The organism is Streptomyces sp. NPDC000878, assembly GCF_053599695.1.
The window spans coordinates 1-22,089 of sequence record NZ_JBSFMT010000005.1; the positions used below are offsets into that span (position 1 = coordinate 1).

22 protein-coding genes, 1 tRNA gene and 1 pseudogene are annotated in these 22,089 nt (G+C 69.8%); 11 read left to right on the top strand and 13 right to left on the bottom strand.

Going from position 1 to position 22,089, the window contains the following annotated elements; genetic code table 11:
- Positions 1-175 precede the first annotated feature (175 nt).
- The 4 genes from ACWDR4_RS06455 (at position 176) to ACWDR4_RS06470 (ending at position 5,710) form a co-directional block, all read left to right on the top strand.
- Positions 176-1,573, top strand: a complete 1,398-nt coding sequence (locus ACWDR4_RS06455; protein ID WP_450404669.1) for an FG-GAP and VCBS repeat-containing protein — start codon at positions 176-178, stop codon at positions 1,571-1,573.
- 126 nt (positions 1,574-1,699) lie between these two features.
- Positions 1,700-3,007 carry an FG-GAP repeat domain-containing protein gene (locus ACWDR4_RS06460; protein WP_450404671.1) on the top strand — a complete coding sequence of 436 codons (1,308 nt, stop codon included), beginning with the start codon at positions 1,700-1,702 and terminating at the stop codon, positions 3,005-3,007.
- 173 nt (positions 3,008-3,180) lie between these two features.
- The gene (locus ACWDR4_RS06465; protein WP_450404673.1) at positions 3,181-4,566 is read left to right on the top strand and encodes an FG-GAP and VCBS repeat-containing protein; all 1,386 of its coding nucleotides are present in this window, start codon (positions 3,181-3,183) and stop codon (positions 4,564-4,566) included.
- A 64-nt stretch (positions 4,567-4,630) separates the two neighbouring features.
- Positions 4,631-5,710, top strand: a complete 1,080-nt coding sequence (locus ACWDR4_RS06470) for a Yip1 family protein (protein WP_450404675.1) — start codon at positions 4,631-4,633, stop codon at positions 5,708-5,710.
- A gap of 48 nt (positions 5,711-5,758) precedes the next feature.
- On the opposite strand, the gene ACWDR4_RS06475 is transcribed toward ACWDR4_RS06470, so the two are convergent.
- From ACWDR4_RS06475 to ACWDR4_RS06485, 3 genes are all read right to left on the bottom strand, one after another.
- On the bottom strand, positions 5,759-6,256 hold the full coding sequence (locus ACWDR4_RS06475) for a phosphoribosyltransferase (protein ID WP_450404678.1): 498 nt from the start codon (positions 6,254-6,256) through the stop codon (positions 5,759-5,761).
- Positions 6,257-6,261: 5 nt separating this feature from the next.
- A complete protein-coding gene (gene dcd, locus ACWDR4_RS06480; RefSeq protein ID WP_450404680.1) occupies positions 6,262-6,837 on the bottom strand; it encodes a dCTP deaminase in 576 nt (191 codons plus the stop codon).
- A 109-nt stretch (positions 6,838-6,946) separates the two neighbouring features.
- The gene (locus tag ACWDR4_RS06485; protein WP_450405152.1) at positions 6,947-7,138 is read right to left on the bottom strand and encodes a hypothetical protein; all 192 of its coding nucleotides are present in this window, start codon (positions 7,136-7,138) and stop codon (positions 6,947-6,949) included.
- 317 nt (positions 7,139-7,455) lie between these two features.
- Here ACWDR4_RS06485 and ACWDR4_RS06490 point away from each other — a divergent pair.
- Positions 7,456-7,529: transfer RNA gene (locus ACWDR4_RS06490), tRNA-Gly, on the top strand.
- Between the two features lie 265 nt (positions 7,530-7,794).
- On the opposite strand, the gene ACWDR4_RS06495 is transcribed toward ACWDR4_RS06490, so the two are convergent.
- The 5 genes and pseudogenes from ACWDR4_RS06495 to ACWDR4_RS06515 form a co-directional block, all read right to left on the bottom strand.
- Complete coding sequence (locus ACWDR4_RS06495) at positions 7,795-9,093, bottom strand: MDR family MFS transporter (RefSeq protein ID WP_450404682.1); 1,299 nt, start codon at positions 9,091-9,093, stop codon at positions 7,795-7,797.
- Entirely contained in the window at positions 9,090-10,199 is a 1,110-nt protein-coding gene (locus tag ACWDR4_RS06500) for a PLP-dependent cysteine synthase family protein (RefSeq protein WP_450404683.1), read from the bottom strand. The genes ACWDR4_RS06495 and ACWDR4_RS06500 overlap by 4 nt, the downstream gene beginning before the upstream one ends.
- Before the next feature lie 107 nt (positions 10,200-10,306).
- Positions 10,307-10,753, bottom strand: a complete 447-nt coding sequence (locus tag ACWDR4_RS06505) for a hypothetical protein (RefSeq protein WP_450404686.1) — start codon at positions 10,751-10,753, stop codon at positions 10,307-10,309.
- Between the two features lie 147 nt (positions 10,754-10,900).
- Positions 10,901-11,380 (bottom strand): hypothetical protein, encoded by a 480-nt coding sequence (locus ACWDR4_RS06510; protein WP_450404688.1) that lies wholly within the window; start codon positions 11,378-11,380, stop codon positions 10,901-10,903.
- Positions 11,381-11,603: 223 nt separating this feature from the next.
- Positions 11,604-12,012: pseudogene (locus tag ACWDR4_RS06515) on the bottom strand (DUF305 domain-containing protein).
- Here ACWDR4_RS06515 and ACWDR4_RS06520 point away from each other — a divergent pair.
- The gene (locus ACWDR4_RS06520) at positions 11,903-12,148 is read left to right on the top strand and encodes a hypothetical protein (protein ID WP_450405189.1); all 246 of its coding nucleotides are present in this window, start codon (positions 11,903-11,905) and stop codon (positions 12,146-12,148) included. The pseudogene ACWDR4_RS06515 and the gene ACWDR4_RS06520 overlap by 110 nt on opposite strands.
- 179 nt (positions 12,149-12,327) lie before the next feature.
- On the opposite strand, the gene ACWDR4_RS06525 is transcribed toward ACWDR4_RS06520, so the two are convergent.
- Positions 12,328-12,750, bottom strand: a complete 423-nt coding sequence (locus tag ACWDR4_RS06525; RefSeq protein ID WP_450404691.1) for a DUF6153 family protein — start codon at positions 12,748-12,750, stop codon at positions 12,328-12,330.
- A gap of 172 nt (positions 12,751-12,922) precedes the next feature.
- Here ACWDR4_RS06525 and ACWDR4_RS06530 point away from each other — a divergent pair, with 172 nt between their 5' ends.
- The 5 genes from ACWDR4_RS06530 (at position 12,923) to ACWDR4_RS06550 (ending at position 16,409) form a co-directional block, all read left to right on the top strand.
- Entirely contained in the window at positions 12,923-13,291 is a 369-nt protein-coding gene (locus ACWDR4_RS06530) for a BlaI/MecI/CopY family transcriptional regulator (RefSeq protein ID WP_450404693.1), read from the top strand.
- On the top strand, positions 13,288-14,199 hold the full coding sequence (locus ACWDR4_RS06535) for a M56 family metallopeptidase (protein ID WP_450404696.1): 912 nt from the start codon (positions 13,288-13,290) through the stop codon (positions 14,197-14,199). The genes ACWDR4_RS06530 and ACWDR4_RS06535 overlap by 4 nt, the downstream gene beginning before the upstream one ends.
- A 162-nt stretch (positions 14,200-14,361) precedes the next feature.
- Positions 14,362-15,387 (top strand): NlpC/P60 family protein, encoded by a 1,026-nt coding sequence (locus ACWDR4_RS06540; protein ID WP_450404699.1) that lies wholly within the window; start codon positions 14,362-14,364, stop codon positions 15,385-15,387.
- 71 nt (positions 15,388-15,458) lie between these two features.
- Positions 15,459-15,734, top strand: a complete 276-nt coding sequence (locus tag ACWDR4_RS06545) for a hypothetical protein (protein ID WP_450404701.1) — start codon at positions 15,459-15,461, stop codon at positions 15,732-15,734.
- A 417-nt stretch (positions 15,735-16,151) separates the two neighbouring features.
- Positions 16,152-16,409, top strand: coding sequence for a hypothetical protein (locus tag ACWDR4_RS06550; protein ID WP_450404702.1), 258 nt, complete (start codon positions 16,152-16,154; stop codon positions 16,407-16,409).
- 71 nt (positions 16,410-16,480) lie between these two features.
- Here the strand turns inward: ACWDR4_RS06550 and ACWDR4_RS06555 are convergent, their stop codons facing one another.
- From ACWDR4_RS06555 to ACWDR4_RS06570, 4 genes are all read right to left on the bottom strand, one after another.
- Positions 16,481-18,097, bottom strand: a complete 1,617-nt coding sequence (locus tag ACWDR4_RS06555; RefSeq protein WP_450404704.1) for a multicopper oxidase family protein — start codon at positions 18,095-18,097, stop codon at positions 16,481-16,483.
- Between the two features lie 75 nt (positions 18,098-18,172).
- Positions 18,173-18,604, bottom strand: a complete 432-nt coding sequence (locus ACWDR4_RS06560; RefSeq protein ID WP_450404707.1) for a DUF6153 family protein — start codon at positions 18,602-18,604, stop codon at positions 18,173-18,175.
- 734 nt (positions 18,605-19,338) lie between these two features.
- Positions 19,339-20,646 carry an MFS transporter gene (locus ACWDR4_RS06565; RefSeq protein WP_450404709.1) on the bottom strand — a complete coding sequence of 436 codons (1,308 nt, stop codon included), beginning with the start codon at positions 20,644-20,646 and terminating at the stop codon, positions 19,339-19,341.
- The gene (locus tag ACWDR4_RS06570) at positions 20,643-22,001 is read right to left on the bottom strand and encodes an MBL fold metallo-hydrolase (RefSeq protein WP_450404711.1); all 1,359 of its coding nucleotides are present in this window, start codon (positions 21,999-22,001) and stop codon (positions 20,643-20,645) included. The genes ACWDR4_RS06565 and ACWDR4_RS06570 overlap by 4 nt, the downstream gene beginning before the upstream one ends.
- Positions 22,002-22,089: the final 88 nt, after the last annotated feature.

Here is a 22,089-nt window from a genome sequence, read left to right on the forward strand (position 1 = left end):
GCACAAGGGCCCGCACTCAACGTCGGGAGTGACCCAGATGCCGGCCCACCGCGGGTGGCGGTCGGTGACGGGTTTGCCGCAATCCGCGCAGAGCATACCGAACTCCCGTACAACCATTGCCACTTGTCATAGGTCTCCTCATCGCCCCGGTGATCACCGCAAACTTGGAGACCCCTTGCGCTCCCGTGCCTCCCTCCTGGCCACAGCTCTCGTCGCCGCCACCCTGAGTCCGCTGGTCCTCGGCGCCCCGGCCTCGGCCGCCGCGGCGAAGCACGTGGACGACTTCAACGGCGACGGTTACCGCGACCTGCTTCTCGGTGACCGGACCGCCACCGTGGCCGGGAAGAAGAACGCGGGCGCCGTCGTCGTCATCTGGGGCTCGGCGACAGGGCTGAACACCGCCAAGCGCTCGGTCATCACCCAGAACAGCCCCGGCATCGCGGGCGTGGCCGAGGCGAAGGACGGCTTCGGCGCGAAGGTCACCTCGGCCGACCTGAACAAGGACGGCTACGCGGACGTCGTCGCAAGCTCCCCCGGCGAACTGCACGCCGGCCGCCACGGCACGCTCACTGTCCTCTGGGGCTCCAAGTCGGGCCTGACGAAGGGCAGTACGTACGCGTCCCCGGGCAGCAAGAAGGAGCCCTTCGGCCTGGACGCCGCCATCGGCGACTTCAACGCCGACGGCCATCTGGACATCGTGTCCGTGGACGGCGAGTTCGTTTGGTTCCTGCGCGGCCCGTTCACCAAGGCCGGCGGGCGCGGCAAGGCCACCAACCTCGACCCGTGGGACGGCGAGGACATCAGGGCCGAGATGGTGGTGGCCGGCAAGGTCACCAAGGACGGCACGGCCGACTTCGCGCTCATCGGCTACGACCTGGACACTTACACCAACCGCGTCTGGTTCTACAAGGGCGGCAAGAACGGCCCCGCCAAGCCCTGGAAGCGCACCCTGCCCGCCTCCGCCGACCTCAGCGGCTCCAGCGCCGTGATCGCCGACTTCGACCGCAACGGCTACGGCGACCTCGCGATCGGCGTCTCCCGCTCGGGCCGGGGCGGCGCGGTCCGTGTCCTGCCCGGCACGGCCACCGGCCCCGCGGGCAAGCTCCTCACCCTCACCCAGAACACCGCGGGCGTCCCCGGCAGCGTGGAGGACGGTGACCTCTTCGGGTACGACATCTCGGCCGCCGACATCAACGGCGACGGCTACCAGGACCTGGCCGTCGGCGCCGCCTACGAGGCGCTCGGCAGCAGCTACTGGGCCGACGGCTCGATCACCGTCCTGCGTGGCGGCTCGACCGGCCTCACCGGCCGGAACGCCCGCCAGTACGACCGTACGACCCCCGGCCTGCCGAACGTCTCCCCGGACAACGCCTGGCTCGGCGCCTCTCTCCTCCTGCGCGACTTCAACCGCGACGGCCGCGCCGAGCTGATCGCCACGGCCAACGAGGGGGGCCGACTCCATCTCCTCCCCGGCACCTCGTCCGGCCCGACAGGCACCGGATCCCGGACGCTCGCCGTCCCCCAACTGGGCCTGGGGGCAAGGGCGTTCATGGCGGCGGAGCTGGCGGACTGACCGCCGTACCAGCCGGGCACCCCTGTGTCGTGTTCCGCACCGGCACAGGGGTGTCTTCACCTCTCGAACACGTGCATCATTACTGAGTCGTTGCCAATGGGGTCAATGGTCCGGACGAGGTGCAGGGTGCGCGTGCGAAGAGGCGGCTGGGGTACGACGGCCGGCAGCGGGTTGGCAGCCATCGGCGCCCTGGTGGCACTCACCGCCTGCGGCCCCGCGACAGGGGACGCCGGCGCAGCCTCCCAGACCCCCGTCCAGGCCGCCAAGGCCCCCGCCCAGCGCCCGATACCGCAGGGCGACGGCAGCGAGGTCGCCGACGACTTCAACGGCGACGGTCACCGTGACCTGGTCCTCAACGACCTCGTCAAGGACCAGCTCCACACGGACGACGCCGGAATCGGCATCGTCTACGGCTCACCGACCGGACTCGTCCCCGGCGCCCGGCAGTTGCTGAGCCCGGCCCGCCAAGCGGCGCGTACGAAGGGCCAGTTGCCGGCGGTCTTCGACGCGGAGGCGGCCTGCGACCTCGACGGCGACGGCTTCACCGACCTGGTCGTGTCCACGGACCCGCCCTACGACGGCCAGGGCCAGCCCCCCGTGCCTCTCCAGCTCCTCTTCGGCTCCCCGGACGGCCTCACCGGCCGCGCGGTCGCCCTCGCGATCCCGGGGCGGGCCCGGGCCGGCAACGACTGGCCCGACCAGCCGGTGTGCGGCGACTTCGACGGGGACGGCGCCCAGGACCTCGTCGTCCACGCCTCCGACGAGCAACTCAGCTATCTGCGCGGCCCGTTCACCCGCAAGGGCGCCCCGGGCAAGGCCGGCACCCCCATCGCCGCCCCCGGCAACGTCCCGACGGGCCCGGCGGCCGACGTGAACCATGACGGATACGACGACCTGGTCGTCCGTACGGCGGAGGGCACCGCCAAGTCGGCGGTCGTGCTGGGCGGTCCGGACGGTCCGACGCGCACCGGGACGGCACTGCCCGAGGGCATCGACGTCGCCCTCGGCCGCTTCGGCAAGGGGCGCGACCTGGACGCGGCGGTGGGCGCGATGGGCGAAACGTCCCTGCGGTACGACCTCCCCGACGCCGCCTCCGGCACCCTCGCCTCCCCCGGCTCGATGCTCGACACCGGCGACTTCGACGGCGACGGCCGCGACGAACTCGTCTCCAGCGGCTCCCGGTTGAGGGTGTTCCGGGCGCCCAGCGCGGCGGCGGGCATCTCGGCGAAGGGCATGGTCACCGTCGCGCCACCGGCGAAGGGCACGACGCGGGTACTGACGGTCGGCGACTTCGACGGCGACGGCCGGGCGGACCTGGCGGTACGGACGTACCGGGGAGAGACCTGGGACGAGGTGGCCGTGTACGCCGGGGTCAAGGGTGACCTGGTGGCGGCGGAGCCGTCGGTCACGTTCTCCAGCTCGGAGTTCCTGTAGGAAGTGGAGTGTCGTACTCCCGTAACACCTATAACACGTGTAGTGAAGTGCCGTACTCCACACAACCATTGGTCACGACCGTGGGTCTCCCACGTGCTCACGGACGCGGACTGACCACCGCGCCGAACGAGCCGATGTAGACGATTCAGACAAAGCAAACGGGGAGATCAACCATGCGCAGACGCACCACCACCGCGGCCGTCGCCACCGCCCTGCTCGCCACGGCCCTGACGCCGCTGGCCCTCGGCACACCCGCCGCCGCTGCCGCCGCCAAGTACGCCGACGACTTCAACGGCGACGGCTACCGCGACTACGCCGAGTACTCCTACGGCGCCGACTACGAGTTCCCGGGCGGCGCCGTCAAGGTCACCTTCGGCACGGCGAACGGGCCGGGTACGAAGGTCCAGTACGTCAGCCAGAACAGCGCCGGTGTCCCCGGCTCCGACGAGGCCGACGACTACTTCGGCGAGGTCCGGGCCGCCGCCGACTTCAACGCCGACGGGTACGGCGACCTGGCCGTCGCCGCCACCGGCGAGGACCTGGCCGGACGGGTCAACGAGGGCACGGTCACCATCCTGTGGGGCAGCCGCACCGGCCTGTCCGGCGGTACGGACATCCCGGCGCGCACGCACACCGCGTACGGCCGCATGGGCGCGGACCTCGCGGTCGGCGACTTCAACGGGGACGGCAAGAAGGACCTGGCCGTCGTCGCGGGCGGCAAGGCGTGGGTCTACCGGGGCACCATCTCCCGCTCGGGCGTGGCCGGTTCGGTCACGTCGTACGACAAGGACGGGATCTACTACGAGGTCACGGCACTGATCGCGGGCAATGTGACCGGCGACAACAAGACCGACCTCGTCGTCATCGGCGACGTCGTCACCGACACGTACATCGCCTCCGACGCCTGGTTCATCAAGGGCGGCGCCACCAAGCTCGTCCCCGGCCGCACCCTCCGGCTGGAGAGCAAGAACGGCAGCGGCGGCGAGAGCGAGCGCGGCGGCGACGGCGTCATCGCCGACTTCAACAAGGACGGCAAGGGCGACATCGCCATCGGCACCCCGCTCTTCTCGTCCTACCGGGGCGAGGTCAGCGTCTGGTACGGCGCGGCGGCCGGCCCCGCCAAGTCCGCCCGCTTCACCCAGAACACGGCGGGCATCGCGGACAGCGCGGAGACGTACGACCACTTCGGCGGCAGCCTCGCCGCCGGCGACATCAACGGCGACGGCTACCGCGACCTCGCGATCGGCGCGTACGGCGAGCGGATCGCCGGCAAGCCGTACGCGGGCGGGTTCCACGTGCTGTACGGCCGCGCCGGGGGCCTCACGACCGCCGGCTCGCAGTGGCTCGCCCGCAGCTCGGCGGGCATCCCGGGCGATGTCACCGACGGCGACATGTTCGGCGCGAAGCTCCGCCTGCGCGACGGCAACCGCGACGGCAAGGCCGACCTGTACGTGTCGGGCGGCACGGGCTCACTGCGGCTGCTGGGCTCGGCGACGGGGATCAGGACGACGGGGGCCACGTCGGTGCCGGAGAGCCTGATCGACGGGATGCTTCCGTAGCTCTCAGGTTCAGCCCTCAGGTTCTCCAGGTTCCCTAGGGGAAGTGTGAAGAGCCCCTTAAGGGATGTCACAGGTCGGCAGCAAAGGGGGCCGCAAAAGCCCGGGCCCCACCCGTCACTCTCCGGGACCAGGTACGTTCGATGACGTGGCTGGATTCAGGATCGGACGCGGCGGCCGGGACAACCGCCCCCCGCAAGCGCGACCGCAACAAAACCCGCGGCAGCAGCCGTACGGCCAGCAGCCCCCGCAGGGCGGCCCGTCGTACGGCTACCCGTCCGCGCCTCAGCAGCAGCCGTACGGCGGCGGACAGCCGTCGTACGGCGGCCCGGGCGGCGCGGGACGGCAATGGCCCCCGCAGGCGACCGCGGCGAGCGGCGGTTACAACGGACCCGGGGGACACGGCGAGCCGGAGTACTTCGGCGACGACGGACACGACGGGCACGGCGGGCAGCACGGGCACGGCCCGCAGGGGCATCCCAACGCCCCCGTGGACCCGTACGCGGCCAACAACCCTGGTCACACACAGGCGTTCACGGTCGGCGACGACGGGTACCACCAGGGCGACACCTACCGCGCCGGCGCCGCCTCGTCCCCGCCGACCGGTCCGCGACTGCGCTGGAAGGAACTGCTGCGGGGCATCGTCACCTCCCCCGACCGCACGTTTCTCCAGATGCGCGACTACCAGGTGTGGGTGCCGGCCCTCGTCGTCACGTTCCTGTACGGCCTGATCGCCGTCTTCGGGTTCGACGACACGCGCGAGGACACGATAAACGCGACGCTCAACAACGCGATCCCGATCGTGCTGACGACGGGCGTGGCGATGGTCCTGAGCGCCTTCGTCCTGGGCGTGGTCACCCACACCCTGGCCCGCCAGCTCGGCGGCGACGGCGCCTGGCAGCCGACGGTGGGCCTGTCGATGCTGATCATGTCGATCACGGACGCCCCCCGCCTGCTCGTCGCGATGTTCGCGGGCGGCGACGCACCCTTCGTACAGATCCTGGGCTGGGCGACCTGGGTGGCGGCAGGCGTCCTGCTGACCCTGATGGTCCGCCGCTCCCACGACCTGCCGTGGCCGAAGGCACTGGGGGCGTCGGCGATCCAGCTGATCGCACTGCTGTCGATCGTGAAGCTGGGGACGTTCTAAGAGAAGCAACTGGGATACGAGGGCGTGCGTGTGCCCCCGTATCCCAGCTCAGGCGTCGAGAACCTGGCCCGCGCGACGGACGACCGGGGGCTCGACGGACCACGGGAAGTTGATCCACTCGTCGGTGCGCTTCCACACGTACTCGCACTTCACAAGGGACTGCGTCTTCTCGTAGATGACGGCGCTGCGCACCTCGGCGACGGCGTCCAGACAGAAGTCCCGCACCAGCTTGAGCGTCTTGCCGGTGTCGGCGACGTCGTCGGTGATGAGGACCTTCTTCTCGGAGAAGTCGATGGTGTTGGGGACGGGCGCGAGCATGACGGGCATGGGGAGTGTGGTCCCGACGCCGGTATAGAACTCGACGTTCACAAGGTGAATGTTCTTGCAGTCGAGGGCATAGGCAAGCCCGCCAGCCACGAACACACCCCCGCGCGCGATGCTGAGCACGACGTCGGGCTCGTACCCGTCGTCGGCGATGGTTTGTGCGAGTTCGCGAACGGCGACGCCGAACGCCTCGTAGGTCAGGTTCTCCCGTATGCCGCTCACGGCGCTCAGACCTGCGTCCGGTGGAAGTTGAGGAAGGACCGGGAGGCGGTGGGCCCGCGCTGCCCCTGATACCGGGAGCCGTACCGGTCGCTGCCGTACGGGAACTCGGCGGGCGAGCTGAGCCGGAACATGCACAGCTGGCCGATCTTCATACCGGGCCAGAGCTTGATGGGCAGCGTCGCGAGGTTGGAGAGTTCGAGCGTCACATGCCCGCTGAACCCCGGGTCGATGAACCCGGCGGTGGAGTGGGTGACGAGCCCGAGCCGCCCGAGCGAACTCTTGCCTTCGAGCCGGGAGGCGAGGTCGTCAGGAAGCGAGATGACCTCATAGGTGGAGGCGAGCACGAACTCCCCGGGATGGAGGATGAACGGCTCGTCGCCCTCGGGCTCGACGAGCCGCGTGAGATCCGCCTGTTCGATCGACGGGTCGATGTGCGGATACCGGTGGTTCTCGAACACCCGGAAGAAGCGGTCGAGGCGCACGTCGACGCTCGACGGCTGCACCATGGATTCGTCGTAGGGATCGATCCGTACTCGCCCGGCGTCGATCTCGGCCCGGATGTCCTTGTCTGAGAGAAGCACGCCCCGAGGATACGCAAGGCGCGCGGACCCGCCACAATCGGACGGCCCCGCGCGCCTACACCTGCTTCTACTTCTGCTTCTACTTCTGCTTCTACATCACTACTTACTGCTACTTACTGCTACCGCTGCGATGCGGCTGATGTTGCCGCTGCTCCAACGTCACCGGCACCACACTGCGCAGCCGCGCGCAGCGGGGACACCGGACCAGCCGGCCGGGGCCAAGCCGCTCGGCCTGCTGCATCGGGAACGAAGCGGTGCTGAACACGTGCCCTTCGGCACAACGGACGACGGTGCGCTCGATCAAGTCCTCAGAGTCCCTTCCCCAAGAGCCGTCGCCGGTCACTGTCGAGACCAACGAGGAAAGCCACATTACGGGACGAAAAGGGCGGTCTCCAGACGGCACTCCGATCCCGCCGGACCCCTCTTCCGCGCCCCCACCGTACGCCCCAACTCCGGCCGCCCGCAGCCCGGCCACCCCGCGAAAACCCACCCGGCCGACACTTGGAACACCCCCGGAATCCTCCGGAAACGGGGGCAGGCCCCACGGCTCGGCGCCGGGGGCCTGGCATGCGGTAGAGTGACTGAGCGTTCCGACACCGGCTCAGACCGGCGTCTTACGCGGGTGTAGTTTAGTGGTAGAACATCAGCTTCCCAAGCTGAGAGTGCGAGTTCGATTCTCGTCACCCGCTCCATATGAAACCCCCAGGTCATCGACCCGGGGGTTCTTTGTTGTCCAGGCCGGTGGGCTGGTGCCGCACCACCGTCGCACCATTGGCTCTCGGCGGCGACCTCCCGCTGCCGCTCCTCGTCGACCGGCAAGGTGCGAAGGACCCGACGATCGTGGCCCGCCGCAGTACGACCGGTGAGCCGAGAGAGGCCCGTGCCGCAGAGGCATTCGGGGAGGGGCGGGGCGAGCGGCGTCGGGCCCCTCGCCCCGCCCCGAGGACGGGTTCTGGGTCAGACCACCGTCGGCTGAGGCTCGGGAGCCTCACGGGTCAGGTGGCCGGCCCTGTTCAGTCCGTAGAGGGACCCGGCGCAGGCCAGTCCCAGGACGAGCAGCGCCAGCCAGGGCAGTGCGGACATGCCGGCCGACCGCGCGGCGTCGAGGGCGGCCCCGGTGAGGAGGTTGCCCAGGGTGATGCCGACCCCGCAGATGGTGTTGTAGAGGCCGTAGTGCGTGGCGACCAGGCGGTCGCCGGAGAGCCGGACGATGGTGTCCATCTCGAAGGGGTACGCGATCATCGTGCCCAGTGCCAGCAGCAGCGCGGCCAGTGTCGGCGGGACGGCGGCGAGCAGCAGGCGCCCCAGTCCTTCGTCCGGGACGGGCAGGGCCGTCGCCGCGAGCAGCGGTACGAAGGCCACGCCCATGGTCAACAGCCCCCAGGCCAGGGCCTGTCCGGGCTCCAGTCGGGCCTTGCACCAGGCGGTCACCCGGGTCTGGCCGAAGATCGTGGCCAGACCCGAGACCGCGAAGAGCACCGCGACGGCCGCGGTCGTGAACTCACCGTCGCCGCCCAGGCGTCGGACCTCCAGGGGCAACGCCAGGTAGACCTGGAAGGACAGGACGTACGAGCCGATCATGGCCGTGGAGAAGAGCAGGAACGCGCGGTTGCGCAGGATCCCCGCCCACTGGGCCAGTACGCGCTCGCGCCCGTCGGGTTTCGCGTCCGCCGCGTCGTCGGCCCGCCGGGTGGGCAGTGAGCGGATCTGTACGACGCTCAGCAGCGCGAAGACCGCCGCCGCGACGAGGCAGGTGATCCGGAAGTCGAAGCCGGTCAACAGCATCCCCACCAGCGGGCCGAGCAGGATGCCGGCCTGGTAGAAGACGTTGAAGAGGGCGAACGCCTCGATCCTGCGCTCCCCCGCGTCGGCCGCCAGATAGGCGCGTACGGCCGGGTTGAACAACGCCCCCGCGAAGCCGGTGGCCGCCGAGGCGGCGAGCAGCGCGGGAACCGAGTCGACCAGGCCGAGGGTGGCGAAGCCGACGGTGCGCAGGACGCATCCCGCGACTATCAGCGGCTTGTAGCCGAACCGGTCGGCAAGGGTGCCGCCGATGAGGAACATGCCCTGCTGGCTGAAGTTCCGTACGCCCAGGATGAGTCCGACGAGCCAGCCGGCCAGGCCGAGGGAGCCGGACAGGTGGGCGGCCAGGTACGGCATCAGCATGTAGAAGCCGAGGTTGATGGTGAACTGGTTCACCAGGAGGAGTTGGACGCTGCGCTCGTAGGAACGGACCTGGGTGAGCGTCGTCTTCACTGTGCCCCGCCTTCGGCTCCGGTTGCGTCCGCCATCAGGGAGACGGGGTCGCTGACCGTCGTGCAGCGGGTCCAGCGGGTGACTTCCTTCTCGTTCGGCCTGCCCACCACTTCCGGTTCTGGTGCGGGTGTCACCCCCAACAGCCCCTGTTCGGCGCAGTATTCGTCGTCATAGACGGTCTCCAGGTACCGCTGGGGTCCGTCGGGGAAGACCGCCACGATGCGGGTGCTCGCAGGAGTCGTACGGGCGAGCCAGCCGGCCACCAGGGCGACCGCGCCGACACTCCACCCGCCCGTGGCGTAGTGCGAGGAGGCCAACTGCCTGCACGCCCAGACGGATTCGGCCGGTGCCACCCAGTGCACCTCGCTGAAGTTCTCGTACGCGACGTTGCGCGGGTAGATGCTGGAGCCGAGACCGCGCATCAGGCGGGGCCGGGCGGGCTGGCCGAAGATGGTCGAGCCGACGGTGTCCACGCCGACCAGACTCATCCCGGGGTACAGCTGGCGCAGGACACGCGAGATGCCCGCGGAGTGGCCTCCTGTCCCGACGCTGCAGACCAGGGTGTCGATGTGGCCCACCTGCGACGCGAGTTCGAGGGCGAGCGGAGTGTACGCGGACACGTTGTCCGGGTTGCCGTACTGGTCGGGACACCAGGCTCCGGGGCTTCGTGCCAGCAGTTCGGCGACCCGGTCACGGCGGGCCTGTTGCCAGCCACCGGAGGGGTGCGGCTCGGGGACCATGTCGACAGTGGCCCCGTAGGCCGTGAGCAGCCGGGTCATGGACGGTTCCAGGCCAGGGTCGGTGACCAGGGTGACGGGGTGCCCGTAGACCATTCCGGCCAGTGCCAGGCCGAGGCCGAGCGTGCCGCTGGTCGACTCGATGATCGGGCATCCCGGGCGCAGGGCACCGCGGGCTCGGGCCCGTTCGGCCATGTGCAGTGCGGGACGGTCCTTGATGCCGCCGGGGTTGAAGCCCTCCAGCTTCGCCCAGAAGCCACGGTCGGGCGGGGAGAAGGGCTGGGACACACGCAGAACAGGGGTGTTGCCGACCAGCCCGGGGAGGGTGGAGACGGCGGGGGTGAAGTCACTCGTGGTCAGGGAGTGCATCTCTTTCGCTCTCGTTCGATGCGGACGTGCGCGGATGCTCGTCTCGCGCGCCGGCGGATGCGCGGCACGCGGCGGGTCCGGCCTGAGCCGACCTGCCAGGGCGACGCCTATATGCGCCACTGGCAGAGGGAGATGAGAGCGGACCGGCCGCCGCTCGGCGGGAGTCTTCGCGCGGCGTCACGCGGATCGTGCGAGGGGCGGTTCGCCGCGTCCGTCAGCGACACCGCGTCGGCGGTCGCAGGCGATGAGACGGGAGCCGAGGACTTCGAGAACGCGGCTGCCTCGGAAGGGGCGTCGTGACAACGGTCGGGAATGTCCGATGAGTCGAGGATCCCGCCCTCGGAGCCGTCCGGGGGCGACGGGGCTTCACTCGACGCGGCGGCCAAGTGACCGTACGGCTGCTCCGACGTATGGAGCTGATCGCTGAGACACGTCAGCATCGCGAGCAGCAGGGCGTACAGCGTGGCCCAGACGAATCGGTTCTTCCGGAGCGAACACGCCGGGTGGGCATGCGGGTGGGCGTGGATGGGGACGGTGGCAGGCGTGGGGGGCACAAGTCCTCCGTGCGGCACTGTCCTGGCCGGAAGGATCACGGCAGGGACAGAGATCAGGGGGGTGGTGGTGGAAACGGTCGTCGACCATCCCCGCACCGCGCCGAAGAACGACAGGCGGAGGAGGTCAGACGCCAGGAAGGCGCTGACCTAGATACGCAGAACCGCGGAGTCAGCAGCACACGCCATCGGGGCTGCGAAGTCCCGGGCCGCGGCATGGCCAACGTCCACCAGCCGGGGCAGGCCGTCGCCATCGCTCTCCGAGCTCAGCGAAGACAGGCAGGGCACACCGACACCGGGCCCCTGCGGAGGCTGCCCCAGCGCGCACTCCCCACCGGCATGGTGCTGCCCGTGACCGTCGTGATGGTCGTCCGACGGATCGTCGGGCGTCACGCCCACAGACACCGCCGACGTGGCAGTCGCAACCTTCTTACGGTCCGCGATGGGCTCGAAATGAACGTCGGCCACTGCGGCGCCTTCGCCGGAAGCGACGTGACGCACCGTGGCATCGGGGCTGACGGCGTGCGTATACAGCAGACCGAAGAGGAACAGACCCAGGCCCAGCACACGCCACAGAACCGCTGTCGAGCGGCTCCGCTGCACACCGGAAGGCGACCAGGCCGTAATCACGCCGTGATCCTAACCCGCCTCAGGAGCCCTTGCGCTTTGAGCGGTGGGAACGCTGCGTGAACAAGCCATGTGCGCCTGAATCTGCCGCCCCGTGAGACCAATCACAGGGACAGGGAAGGCACTTCACCGACTGCAAACAGTCGGTACGGTGCCTCGCGACAAACACGAAAGCGGTGGGCCGCCGGGGTGAGTCCTCGACGGCCCACCGCTTGTTGGCGATGTGTCAGCTCTCGCCGAGCATCTTGTTCATCTGCTCGATCTCGGCAGTCTGGGCCGTGATGACGTCGTCCGCGAGCTTCGTCGCGGGGCCGTACTTGCCGTCGGCCTTCTCCGTCCTGGCCATCTCGATGGCGCCCTCGTGGTGCTGGACCATCATGTCGAGGAACATCTTGTCGAACTCGGTGCCGGAGGTCTTCCCCAGCTTGTCCATGTCCTCGCTGCTCATCATTCCGGGCATGCCGGACGACATGTCGTGGCCCTCCATGCCGGACATGTCGGCGGGGACCTCCTCGCCCCCACGAGGTGAGCCAGCCGGACATCGTCCTGATCTCCGGGTCCTGTGCCGCCTTGACCTTCGCGGCGAGGTCCTTGACCTCCTGCGAGGAGGCGCGGTCGGCGGCCAGTTCGGCCATGTCGACGGCCTGGCGGTGGTGCTGGATCATCTCTGTCGCGAAGGAGACGTCCGCGTCGCTGCGCTCGCCCGCCTTGGCCGAGGCGGACGCGGACGCGGACGGGCTGGAACCGGTCTTCATGGAGCCCATGTCGTGACCGCCGCCACCACAGGCGGCGAGCACGAGGGCAGCCACTCCCGCGGCGGCGGCGAGGGCGGTACGGCGGATGAGCTTGCGGCGTGCGGTCATGGTCGAACTCCTGGGATCGGATCTGTGAAGGGCATGCCGATGCGCGGCGCCGCGCCCTCTTGGGCATGCGGCGTCGCGCGGGCCGCTCTAGATCCGCAGGAGCTGGAGTTCGGAGAGTGAAGGCGGCGCCCGGCCGCCGTCGGGGCCCCTGCCGCCCGGAGAAGTGACCACGCGCGGCACTCCGGCGCAGGCCACCACGTCGGGCAGCAGTACGGGCACCACACCGGGTGCCCCGCTCACCGACGCGGAGGCACAGGTCGGGTCCGCATGCGTCGCGTGGCCCTGGCAGTCACCGCCGTGATCGCAGCCGGCGGGCATGGACACCGTGGCCCCCATGTCCGTGCCTGCGGGCGCCACCGTCCGGTCGTGAACGCGCACAACAGCCGCGGGGTCCGGCACCGGTCCGAGACCGTGCATGCCGAGCAGGCCCAGCATCAGAGCACCCACGAGCAGCCCACAGGACCGCAATACCGATTGCGGTCGAGGGGCGAACTGTACGAGGCGCGTCACGGCGCCATCGTAGGCACGGGCCATTGATCCCCTGCATCTCGGACGTACGCGAGTGCTACGAACAGACCGGGCGGGTGCGCATGTCCGCCACCGAGGAAGTCCGAGAGACCAGCCGTCTACTATGGCCCTGCGTACTCACTTGCGCATTCGGTGGCGAAGAGGAGTCAGGGCCATGCGACGGCTGGGGGATCTCGAGGCGGAGATCATGGATCGCCTCTGGACATGGAACCGTCCGGCCACGGTGCGTGAGGTCGTCGACGACATAAACAGGACCCGCCCCGTCGCGTACACGACGGTGATGACCGTCACCAACATCCTTTACAACAAGGGCTGGCTGCTGCGCGGCAAACAGGGACGCGCCTGGCTGTACAGCCCGGTCCGCAGCCGTGAGGCGTACGCCGCCGCGCTCATGGAGGACGGCCTGGGAGCGAGCAAGGACCGTCCGGCCGCGCTGGTCCACTTCGTCGAGAACATGTCCGAGGAAGAGGTGGCCGCCCTGCGCAAGGCCCTGCGAAACGCCGGACGGCAGGCGAAGGCATGAACGCGGCCCCCGTCCTGGCCGGCTACACGGTCGCGGTGGGTTTCGTCGCTCCGCAGTTGATGCTCCGCAGCAGCTGGCCGCACCGGGCTCCGGCCCTGGCTGCGGCGGTGTGGCACGCACTCGCGGTCTCGTTCTCGATCGGGGCGGCACTCTTCGCATACAACCTCGCCATGCCGACCGAGCACCTGCACGCCGGCATTGTCGGCCTGCTGCACTCCTGCGGGCTCGATGTCGGTGCGAGCGGGCCCGACCCCGACACGGCGAACCGGCTGGCTGACGGCGTGCCCGCCGCCATCGGGATCGCTCTCGCGGCCGGCTTCGTCTTCCACATCGTGCGGGCCCGGCGGGCGCGCACGCGGCACCGGGAGGCCCTCGACCTGGTGGGCCGCCACTCGGCACGCCTTTGCGCCACCGTCCTGCCCTACGACATCCCCGCCGCGTACTGCCTGCCCGGCCGTCGCCCCCGGATCGTGATCAGCGACGCCGCTGTCCGTCAGCTCACACCGGAACAGCTCGGCGCCGTACTGGAGCACGAGCAGGCGCACATCGCGGGCCGCCACCACCTCGCCCTTGCCGCCATGGAGGCATTCCACTCCGTGTTCCGCCGACTCCCGCTGGCCCACCACGCCCGGGAGCAGACGGCACTGCTGCTGGAGATGATCGCGGACGACCGCGCCCTGCGCAGTCACTCCCACGAGGCGCTGGCCACCGCGATGTACGAGATGGCCGCGGCCCGCGCTCCCAAGGGCGCGTTCGCCGCGGGTGGCCACGCCGTCCTCATCCGCGTGAAGCGGGTTCTCGGTCCGCGCAAGGCGCCCCACCCGACCCTGTGGGGTTGCGTCGCCGCCGCGGCCGTGGCGGTTCCGCTGCTGCCACTGCTGGTTGCCTGCCTGCCCGCGCTCGGCTGACCGGTTTCGTGTGAGACACCTGCGACTCGGACTCGCTTGCGATACCGGCTACTAAGCTACTAAGTTTTATCTTGCTTGACGGGTCGGCGCACTGTGCGCCGGTACGACGGCCGCCGCAGCCCGTCGCCTGGTACACAGACCGCGTAGAGGAGCCACCCCACGATGGGAACCCACCGTCGGCCGAAGCCCCCCAGCCGTGCCCGGATAGCCACCCTCGGCATGGCCGCCGGCGCAGTCAGCCTCCTGCCGACGCAGAGCCAGGCGGCTCCCGAGCCCACGGTGGACGAGGTGCGCAAGCAGGTCGAGAAGCTCTACGAGGAGGCCGAGGCTCCCACGGAGGAGTTCAACGCCGTCAGCGAGAAGCAGGAGAAGCTGCAGCGCGAGGTGGACGGCGCGCAGGACCGGCTGGCCCGCAAGCAGCAGGAGGTCAACGAACTGCGGGAGAAGATCGGCCCGTTGGCAGCCGCGCAGTACCGCAGCGGCGGCATGGAACCGAGTGTGCAGTTGTTCTTGTCCGGCGACCCGGACAACTACCTCGACCAGGCCGAGATGCTCGACCGTACGACCAGCCGGCAGGCCGACGCCCTGCGGGCGATGCGGACCAGGCAACGCGAACTCACCCAGGAGCGGGAGGACGCCCAGAAGCGTCTGAAGTCCCTCGATGAGACGCGCGCCGAGGCCACCGCGAAGAAGGACGAGGTCCAGAGCAAGCTCACGGAGGCCCGCAAGCTCCTGAACAGCCTGACCGCCGAGCAGCGCGCCAGGATGGAGGCCGCCCAGGAGCGCGACGACGCCTCCGCGGGCGCCAGCGACTCCCCCTCCTCCTACAACGGCCCCGCCAGCGGTCGCGCCAAGACCGCCATCGAGTTCGCGTACGCCCAGCTCGGCAAGCCGTACGAATGGGGTTCGACCGGCCCCGACTCCTACGACTGCTCAGGACTCGTGGGAGCGGCCTGGCGCTCGGCGGGCGTCTCCCTGCCCCGCACCGTCCAGCAGATGTACGACGCGGGCCGCAAGGTGTCCAGGTCGGACCTGCAGCCGGGCGACGTCATCTACTGGTACAACAGCACCCAGCACAACGGCATGTACGTCGGCGACGGCAAGGCCATCCACGCGCCGCGCACCGGCAAGAACATCGAGATCGTCCCCCTGGACTCCATGCCGTTCTTCGCCGCGTCCCGGCCCTGAGCACCAACACCCGTATCGCTCAAGGAACTTCAGCGACCGCACGCCCGGCCGTCCGTAAGCTGCTCGCCGTCGTGGGCGCCTCGATCGCCTCCCTGGCCCTCGCCGGCTGCGGTGGCGGCTCCGCGGGCACAGGCACGGCGGCAGACACTTCGGACCCGTCCGGGAGACTCAGCGGCAGCGCGGACGGCGGCAAGACGTGGAAGCAGCTCACGACCGTGCCCGGCGGACAGCCCCAGGCCCTGACCGCGGTTGACGCCGAACATGTTCTCGCCGCGACGCAGACCGCCGTCTGCGAATCCCTCGACGGCGGAAAGACCTTCACCGAACTCACGCCCCTCGCCTCCTGAAAAGCTCCAGCCCTTGCAGCCCGTTACCGACGGGCCCCCAGACCGGCCGCCCGGTCGTCCAGGACCGCCGAACGCTCCCCCCACTCGCGACTCCTGCTGCTTGTGTCATCCGTAGTGGGTCAGCCCTCTCGGCTTGAACACCGAGAGCGCCACGGCCACGAGCAGCCGAACAGCCCCCACGTGGTCCAGAGCGCCTGGACGAGCCCGGCACCGAGGAGAAGCCCTCCGCGCCCGCTTCCGAGTCCCAGCACCGGAATCCAGTGCCACCACCGAGGAGAAGTCCGGCCAGGCCGAGGACGGCCACAGCCACTGACGGCCAAACGACGCCAGAACCAATCATCTACTAAGACGCTTAGCTTTGTTCGGCTAGCGTAGACGTCGTCCGCCCCCTTTCAACGGGGAAGAACCGGAGGGGATATGACCGGATTCACCGACACCTACGCGTCGAGTAGCATCCTCGGCGCCATTCAGGTCGCCTCCGACACCAAGGAGGACCAGAGCGGATTCCTGTCGGGGGTATCCACTCTCGGCACCATCGCAACGGTGGTGATCATCGCCTTCGCCGTGGCCCTGGTAGCGGAGCTGGCATGGCGGGAGAGGCGGCAGCGCAGGCGGGAAGAGGCGACGGCATCCGCCCTTGAACCCGCTCCCCATGAGGGGGACATCTCGTCGTAACCGCCTGCACGCCGCGTCCGGACACACCCACCGTCGGCCGATGGGTCCGCCCGGACGGCGCGAGGAGAACGTCAGGCCCGATAGGCCACGTTCGCCATCATCCCGGCCTCGCCGTGGTACGCGTTGTGGCAGTGCAGCATCCACTGACCCGGGTTGTCGGCCTCGAAGAAGACGGACAACTTCTTCCTGGGCAGCACGATCACCGTGTCCTTGCGCGGCCCGGAGTCGCCCAGTTGGTACGTGTGCCCGTGCAGGTGCATCGGATGCCACATGTCGGTGCCGTTGACGAAGTCCAGCCGCACGCGCTGGCCCTCCTCGATGAGGATCGGATCCGCCCCGGGGTCCTTCATGTCGAACGGCCTGCCGTTGATGGCCCAGTTGTACTTGCCCATGCCGCCGGTCAGCTTGATCTGGTGCGTGACGTCGGTCTTGCCGGACCCCAGCCGTACGTCGTCGGCGGCACGCAACTGCGGCGCACTCATGATCATGCCGTCGAGTTCCTTCGGGCGGACGGTCGCCTTCGGGGCACTCCCCGAGCCGGTGCGGACGAGGGCGAGACCGTTCGCGTTCTTGCCCTCGGCCAGCGCTACGAGCGGGAAGACCCCGTCGCCGAGGGTGACGAGGACGTCGTACCGCTCGCCCATGCCGACCAGCAGGGCGTCCACGTCCTGGTGCTGGACCGGGAAGCCGTCGGTGTGGGTGATGGTCAGCCTGTGGTCGCCGAGAGCCACCCGGTAGGCGGTGTCCCCGCCCGCGTTGATGATCCGCAGGCGCACCTTCCTGCCGGGCTTTCCGGTGTAGACGTCCGGGTCGGCCGACACCCTGCCGTTGATCAGGTGGTGCGGGTACTTCACGTCGCCGGCGTCACCGCCGAGCAGGTCGCTCTCCGCACCCATGAGCATGAACCTCATCGACATACCGTTGGACGAGGCTGAGGGGGACTCCGAGTCGCCGCCCATGTCCATCCCGCCCATGTCCCCCATGTCGTGGCCCTCCATACCACTGGAGCCGGGACTGGCGCTCTCCCCCATGCCCATGCCGCCCATGCCCTGCTTCAGCTCGGCGAAGACCTCGTCGGGGGTGCCGGAGACGCCGTCGACCCAGTCGTCGAGGAGGACGACCCACTCGTCGTCGTAGGCGAGGGTCTCCTTGGGGTCCTCGACGATCAGCGGCGCGTACAGGCCTCGGTCGAGCTGGACGCCGACGTGCGGGTGGAAGAAGTACGTGCCCGGCGCGTCGGCGACGAACTCGTAGGTGAACGTGGAGCCGGCCCGGACAGCGGCCTGGGTGGCGGGCGGCATGCCGTCCATGTCATTGCGCAGCGCGATGCCGTGCCAGTGGATCGACGTGGCCGTCCTGTTCGGGAGCTGGTTGGACAACTCGGCGACCAGGGTGTCGCCGACGGAGAGGCGGACCTCCTTGCCGGGGGTGCGGCCGTCGAACGCCCAGGTCCTGGGCATGACACCGCCGCCCAGGTCGATCATGGCGGGCGCCGCGGTCAGGGTGAGCTTCTGCCGGCGTCCGGTGCCCTTGCGCTTCTTCTCGGCGGCGGCGACCGCCGAGCCGGAAGGGTTCACCAGTGCGTTGCTGCCACCGGAGCCGGAGCCGCTGCTGCACGCGGCGAGCGCACCCGCCCCGGCGGCTCCCAGTCCGGCGAGCAGGACGGAGCGGCGGTTGATGCTGTTCATTGTGTTGTGTCCTCTGGATCGAAACTGCCGATGTGGTCGCGGAGGGACGGCACATCGCGCGCCGTCCGGCGCGGCCTATATGCGCAGTTGCGAGAGGACGGACAGATCTGGCGGGGCTCGGCCGAGCGTGGCGCCGGGTGCACGTCCGGCTACGGCCTGACTCAGGTGCGCCAGCGGGTCGAACGCGGCCCGAGCGGGAGCGGCGAGCTGCACGGAGTCGATGCTCGCCGTGGCGCAGTGCTGCATGCCGGGCGCGGCACACGTGCCGTTGTCGTGGGCGCTGTGGGAGGAGTCGTCCGAGACCGACGGTGCCGTCTCATCCGGCATCACGTGAGCGGCATGGGCCATGCCCGGCATGACGGCATGTGCCGCGCTCGGCATGGACGAGACGCCCATCGCGGACGTCTCGTGGTGAACGAGCACGGCCAGCGCGACGCACACGGTGAGGAACACCCCGTACGCCCAGCGGACGGCTATGCCGCCGCTGCGAGCCGTTCGTGCCGTCATGAGATCCACTCGTCCTCACCGGTGACCGGAGTCCACATACTACCCCCAGGGGGTACCTGAGCAACCCGACCGATGCCGCCCGGCCAGGTCACCCCTGGGGAGGACCTCGCGGTTGTTCCGGAGACACGGCCGTGGACGGCGCCAGCACCACGTGCTGCTTCCTGTTGCACCGCCCACGACCACACCCGTCGCCCGGTCGCGCACAAGCGCGACCGGAGCCCGCCCGCCGCCAAAGAAGGCGACGGTGAACCGGGGCGACGAGACTACGAAAATTACTAGTAGACACACAGAGCCTGACACAAGGAAACTCCCATGCGTGAGACCTCACTTGAATCAGGAACTCCATTCACTTGCCACACGTCTACTAATACACTTAGATCTTTAGGAAATGGAGACGGCCCCATGGGACAGCGCCCGACACCACGGCTCACGCGCCGGATCGTGCAGCCGCTCGCACTCGCCTCGGCCGCCGCCGTCCTGCTCGGCGCGTGCAGTTCCGGCGGCAAGGCGGACAGCGGTGCCGACACAGCGGCCGACGCCGGCAAGAACGGCGGGGCGTCCGCGATTGAACCGCTCCGGGATCGGTGGAGGCTCGATGAAACTCGGGGCAGCTCAGGGCAACCCCTCACGAGTTCGAATCTCGTATCCTCCGCCAGTGCCTCACCGGGCACGATGTCGAAGGGCCCCACCGTTCGCGGTGGGGCCCTTCTTCGTGCGTGGTCTCAGTTTTGGTCTCAGTTGTCCGCCGGAGCGGGTCGCGGGTGGGTTTCGTACATGCGGACCGCGACGACGAGGCCGGAGGCGGCGGTGAGGGCAGCGACTGTCCAGATGGCGGTGGTGAGGCCGTAGGCGTCGGCGAGGACTCCGGCGAGCAGGGCCCCGACGGCGAAGCCGCCATCGCGCCACAGGCGGTAGACGCCGACGGCGCGGGCGCGCCAGGCGGGGTGGGCGACGTCGCCGATGACGGCGAGGAGGGTCGGGTAGACCAGCGCGGTGCCGATGCCGAGCAGGATCTGGGCGGTGGCCCACACGGAGAAGGTGGTTCCGGCTGCGACGAGGGCGATGGCGGCGGCCTGCAGCAGCATGCCCGCGGTGATGAGGTGTTTGCGGCCGATGTGGTCGGACCACCAGCCGGTGAGCATCTGGCCCGCGCCCCACACGGCGGGATAGAGCGCGGCGAGAACGCCGATCTGGGCGATGGACAGGCCGTGGGCGGCGAAGAGCAGGGGAAAGATGCCCCAGGCGAGGGCGTCGTTGAGGTTGTTGACCATGCCGGCCTGGCTGGCGGCGGACAGTGCCTTGTCGCGGAGGCTGGTGAGGCGGGCGATCTGGCCGGTGGTCAACTCGGCTTCCGAACCCGTTTGTGGGGGGTGCTGGGCGGCCTCGGCGCGGGCGTGGTCGCGGGTCTCGCGGACGAAGATGGTGGACAGGCCCAGGGCCAGGACGACATAGGCGGCGCCGAGGAGGAACGGCTCCGGCCGCAGTCCGGTGTGTTCGGCGATGGCGCCGGTGGCCATGGCGGTGGCGGCGACCGCCACGTAGCCGGCGGCCTCGTTGAAGCCCATGGCCAGGCCGCGGCGTTCCGGGCCGACCAGGTCGATCTTCATGATGACGGTGGTGGACCAGGTCAGGCCCTGGTTCATGCCGAGCAGGATGTTGGCGGCGATGATCCAGGCCCAGGTCGGGCCCCAGGCGAGCATGGCGGGTACGGGCAGGGCGATCAGCCAGCCGGCGATCAGGACGGGCTTGCGGCCGTAGCGGTCGGACCAGGTGCCGGCGAAGAAGTTGGTGACCGCTTTGGTGGCGCCGAAGGCCAGGATGTAGGTGAGGCCGGCGGTGTAGGCGGACAGGTGGAAGACGTCGTCGGCGAGCAGCGGCAGCACGGTGCGCTCCTGGCCGAGCATGCCGCCGACCAGGGCGTTGACCGCGACGAGCAGGGTGAACTGGGCGAGGTTGGCGCGCAGTCCGAACCGTATGGCGCCGGGGGTGGCAGATGGGGGTCCCCCCTGTTCGAGCGGAGCCGAGAACTTGGGGGAGGTCACGCGCCATCCTCCAGCGTGCGGCCGGTGGCCTTGGCCCAGTCGCCCGGTCCGCCGTCCAGGACGGCGAGGTCGTCGTGTCCGGCACGCGCGAGGAGGCTGGCGGCGGTCATGGCGCGCTCGCCATGCCCGCAGGCGACCACGACGCCGGCCGGAGCTTCGTCGGCGTGCCCGGCGAGGTCGCCGAGTTCGATGTGGATCGCGTCCGCGATGTGTCCGGCGATGTGCTCGGCCCGCTGCCGGATGTCGAGGACCGGGCGGTCGGCGATGCGGTCGGCGGTGAGCAGATCGATGGTCTGCTGCTTTCCGCCGTCCGCCTGCCACGCGGGCCACTCCAGGTGTCCGGCCAGTCGCTCGTACCCGATCTTCAGGGCCTGCCAGGTGAGTTCGGCGAGGTCCTGCCCCGGCGCGGTGACGAAGACGAGCGGGGTGGCGTCGGGCAGCAGCCAGCCGAGCCAGGTGGCGAACTGGTCGCGCAGCGGGATGGAGATCGCGCCGGGGATGTGGCCGTGGGCGAAGTCCGTGACGGGGCGTACGTCGATGGTCTGCGCGCCTTGGCCCAGCAGTTGGCGCGTCTCGGCCGCCGTGAGCGTGGCGAGGGTGGGGGCGGTGCCGAGGACCGTGGGACCGCGCCGGTTGATCTCGCCCAAGCGGTCGAAGTAGGCAGGGTAGGAGCCGAGGCTGTCCAGCAGTTGCCGTACGAAGGTGTCCTCGTCCGGCGCGGTGAGCAGGGCGTTGGCCTGTTTCTGGGCGCCGATGGTGGTGGTGCGTTCGGCGCCGGGCGGGGCGGAGCAGAAGGAGCCGGCGCCGTGGGTGGGCCATACCGCAGTTTCGTCCGGGAGTTGAGCCAGCCGCCGCAGCGACTGGTACTGGGCGCGGGCCAGTTCCTCCGCGCGGTCGGCGCCAAGCAGGTCGGTGCGGGCGGCGGAGCCGACGATGAGGGATCCGCCGGTGAAGACGCCCAACTCCCTTGTGCCGTCAAGGAGCAGGAAGGACAGGTGCTCGTCGGTGTGGCCGGGAGTGGCCAGGGCGCGCAGTGTCAGTCCGCCCAGGTCGGTCTCGTCGCCGTCGGCGAGCGCGGTGTGCGGGAAGGCGCGATGTCCGGCGGCGGAGGCCAGGACCGTCGCGCCGTCGTCGGCGGCGAGTTGGAGTGCGCCGGTGAGGAAGTCGGCGTGCAGGTGGGTGTCGGCGGCGTAGGCGACGCTCAGCCCGCGCCGCTCGGCGGCGGTGCGCAGGGCACGCAGATCCCGGCTCGCGTCCACCGCCAAGGCGTGTCCGTCGCCCAGGTCGACGAGGTAGGCGCTGTTGCCCAGCCCCTCGTCGACCAGCGGTATCAGGTGATCGTCGGCGAAGCCCATCAGGTCCTCCTGGTGTCACGGTAGGTGCTGGATGGCCGCTGGGTGGTCACAGCACCCGCCTACAGATACAATATTCCATGGATTTATG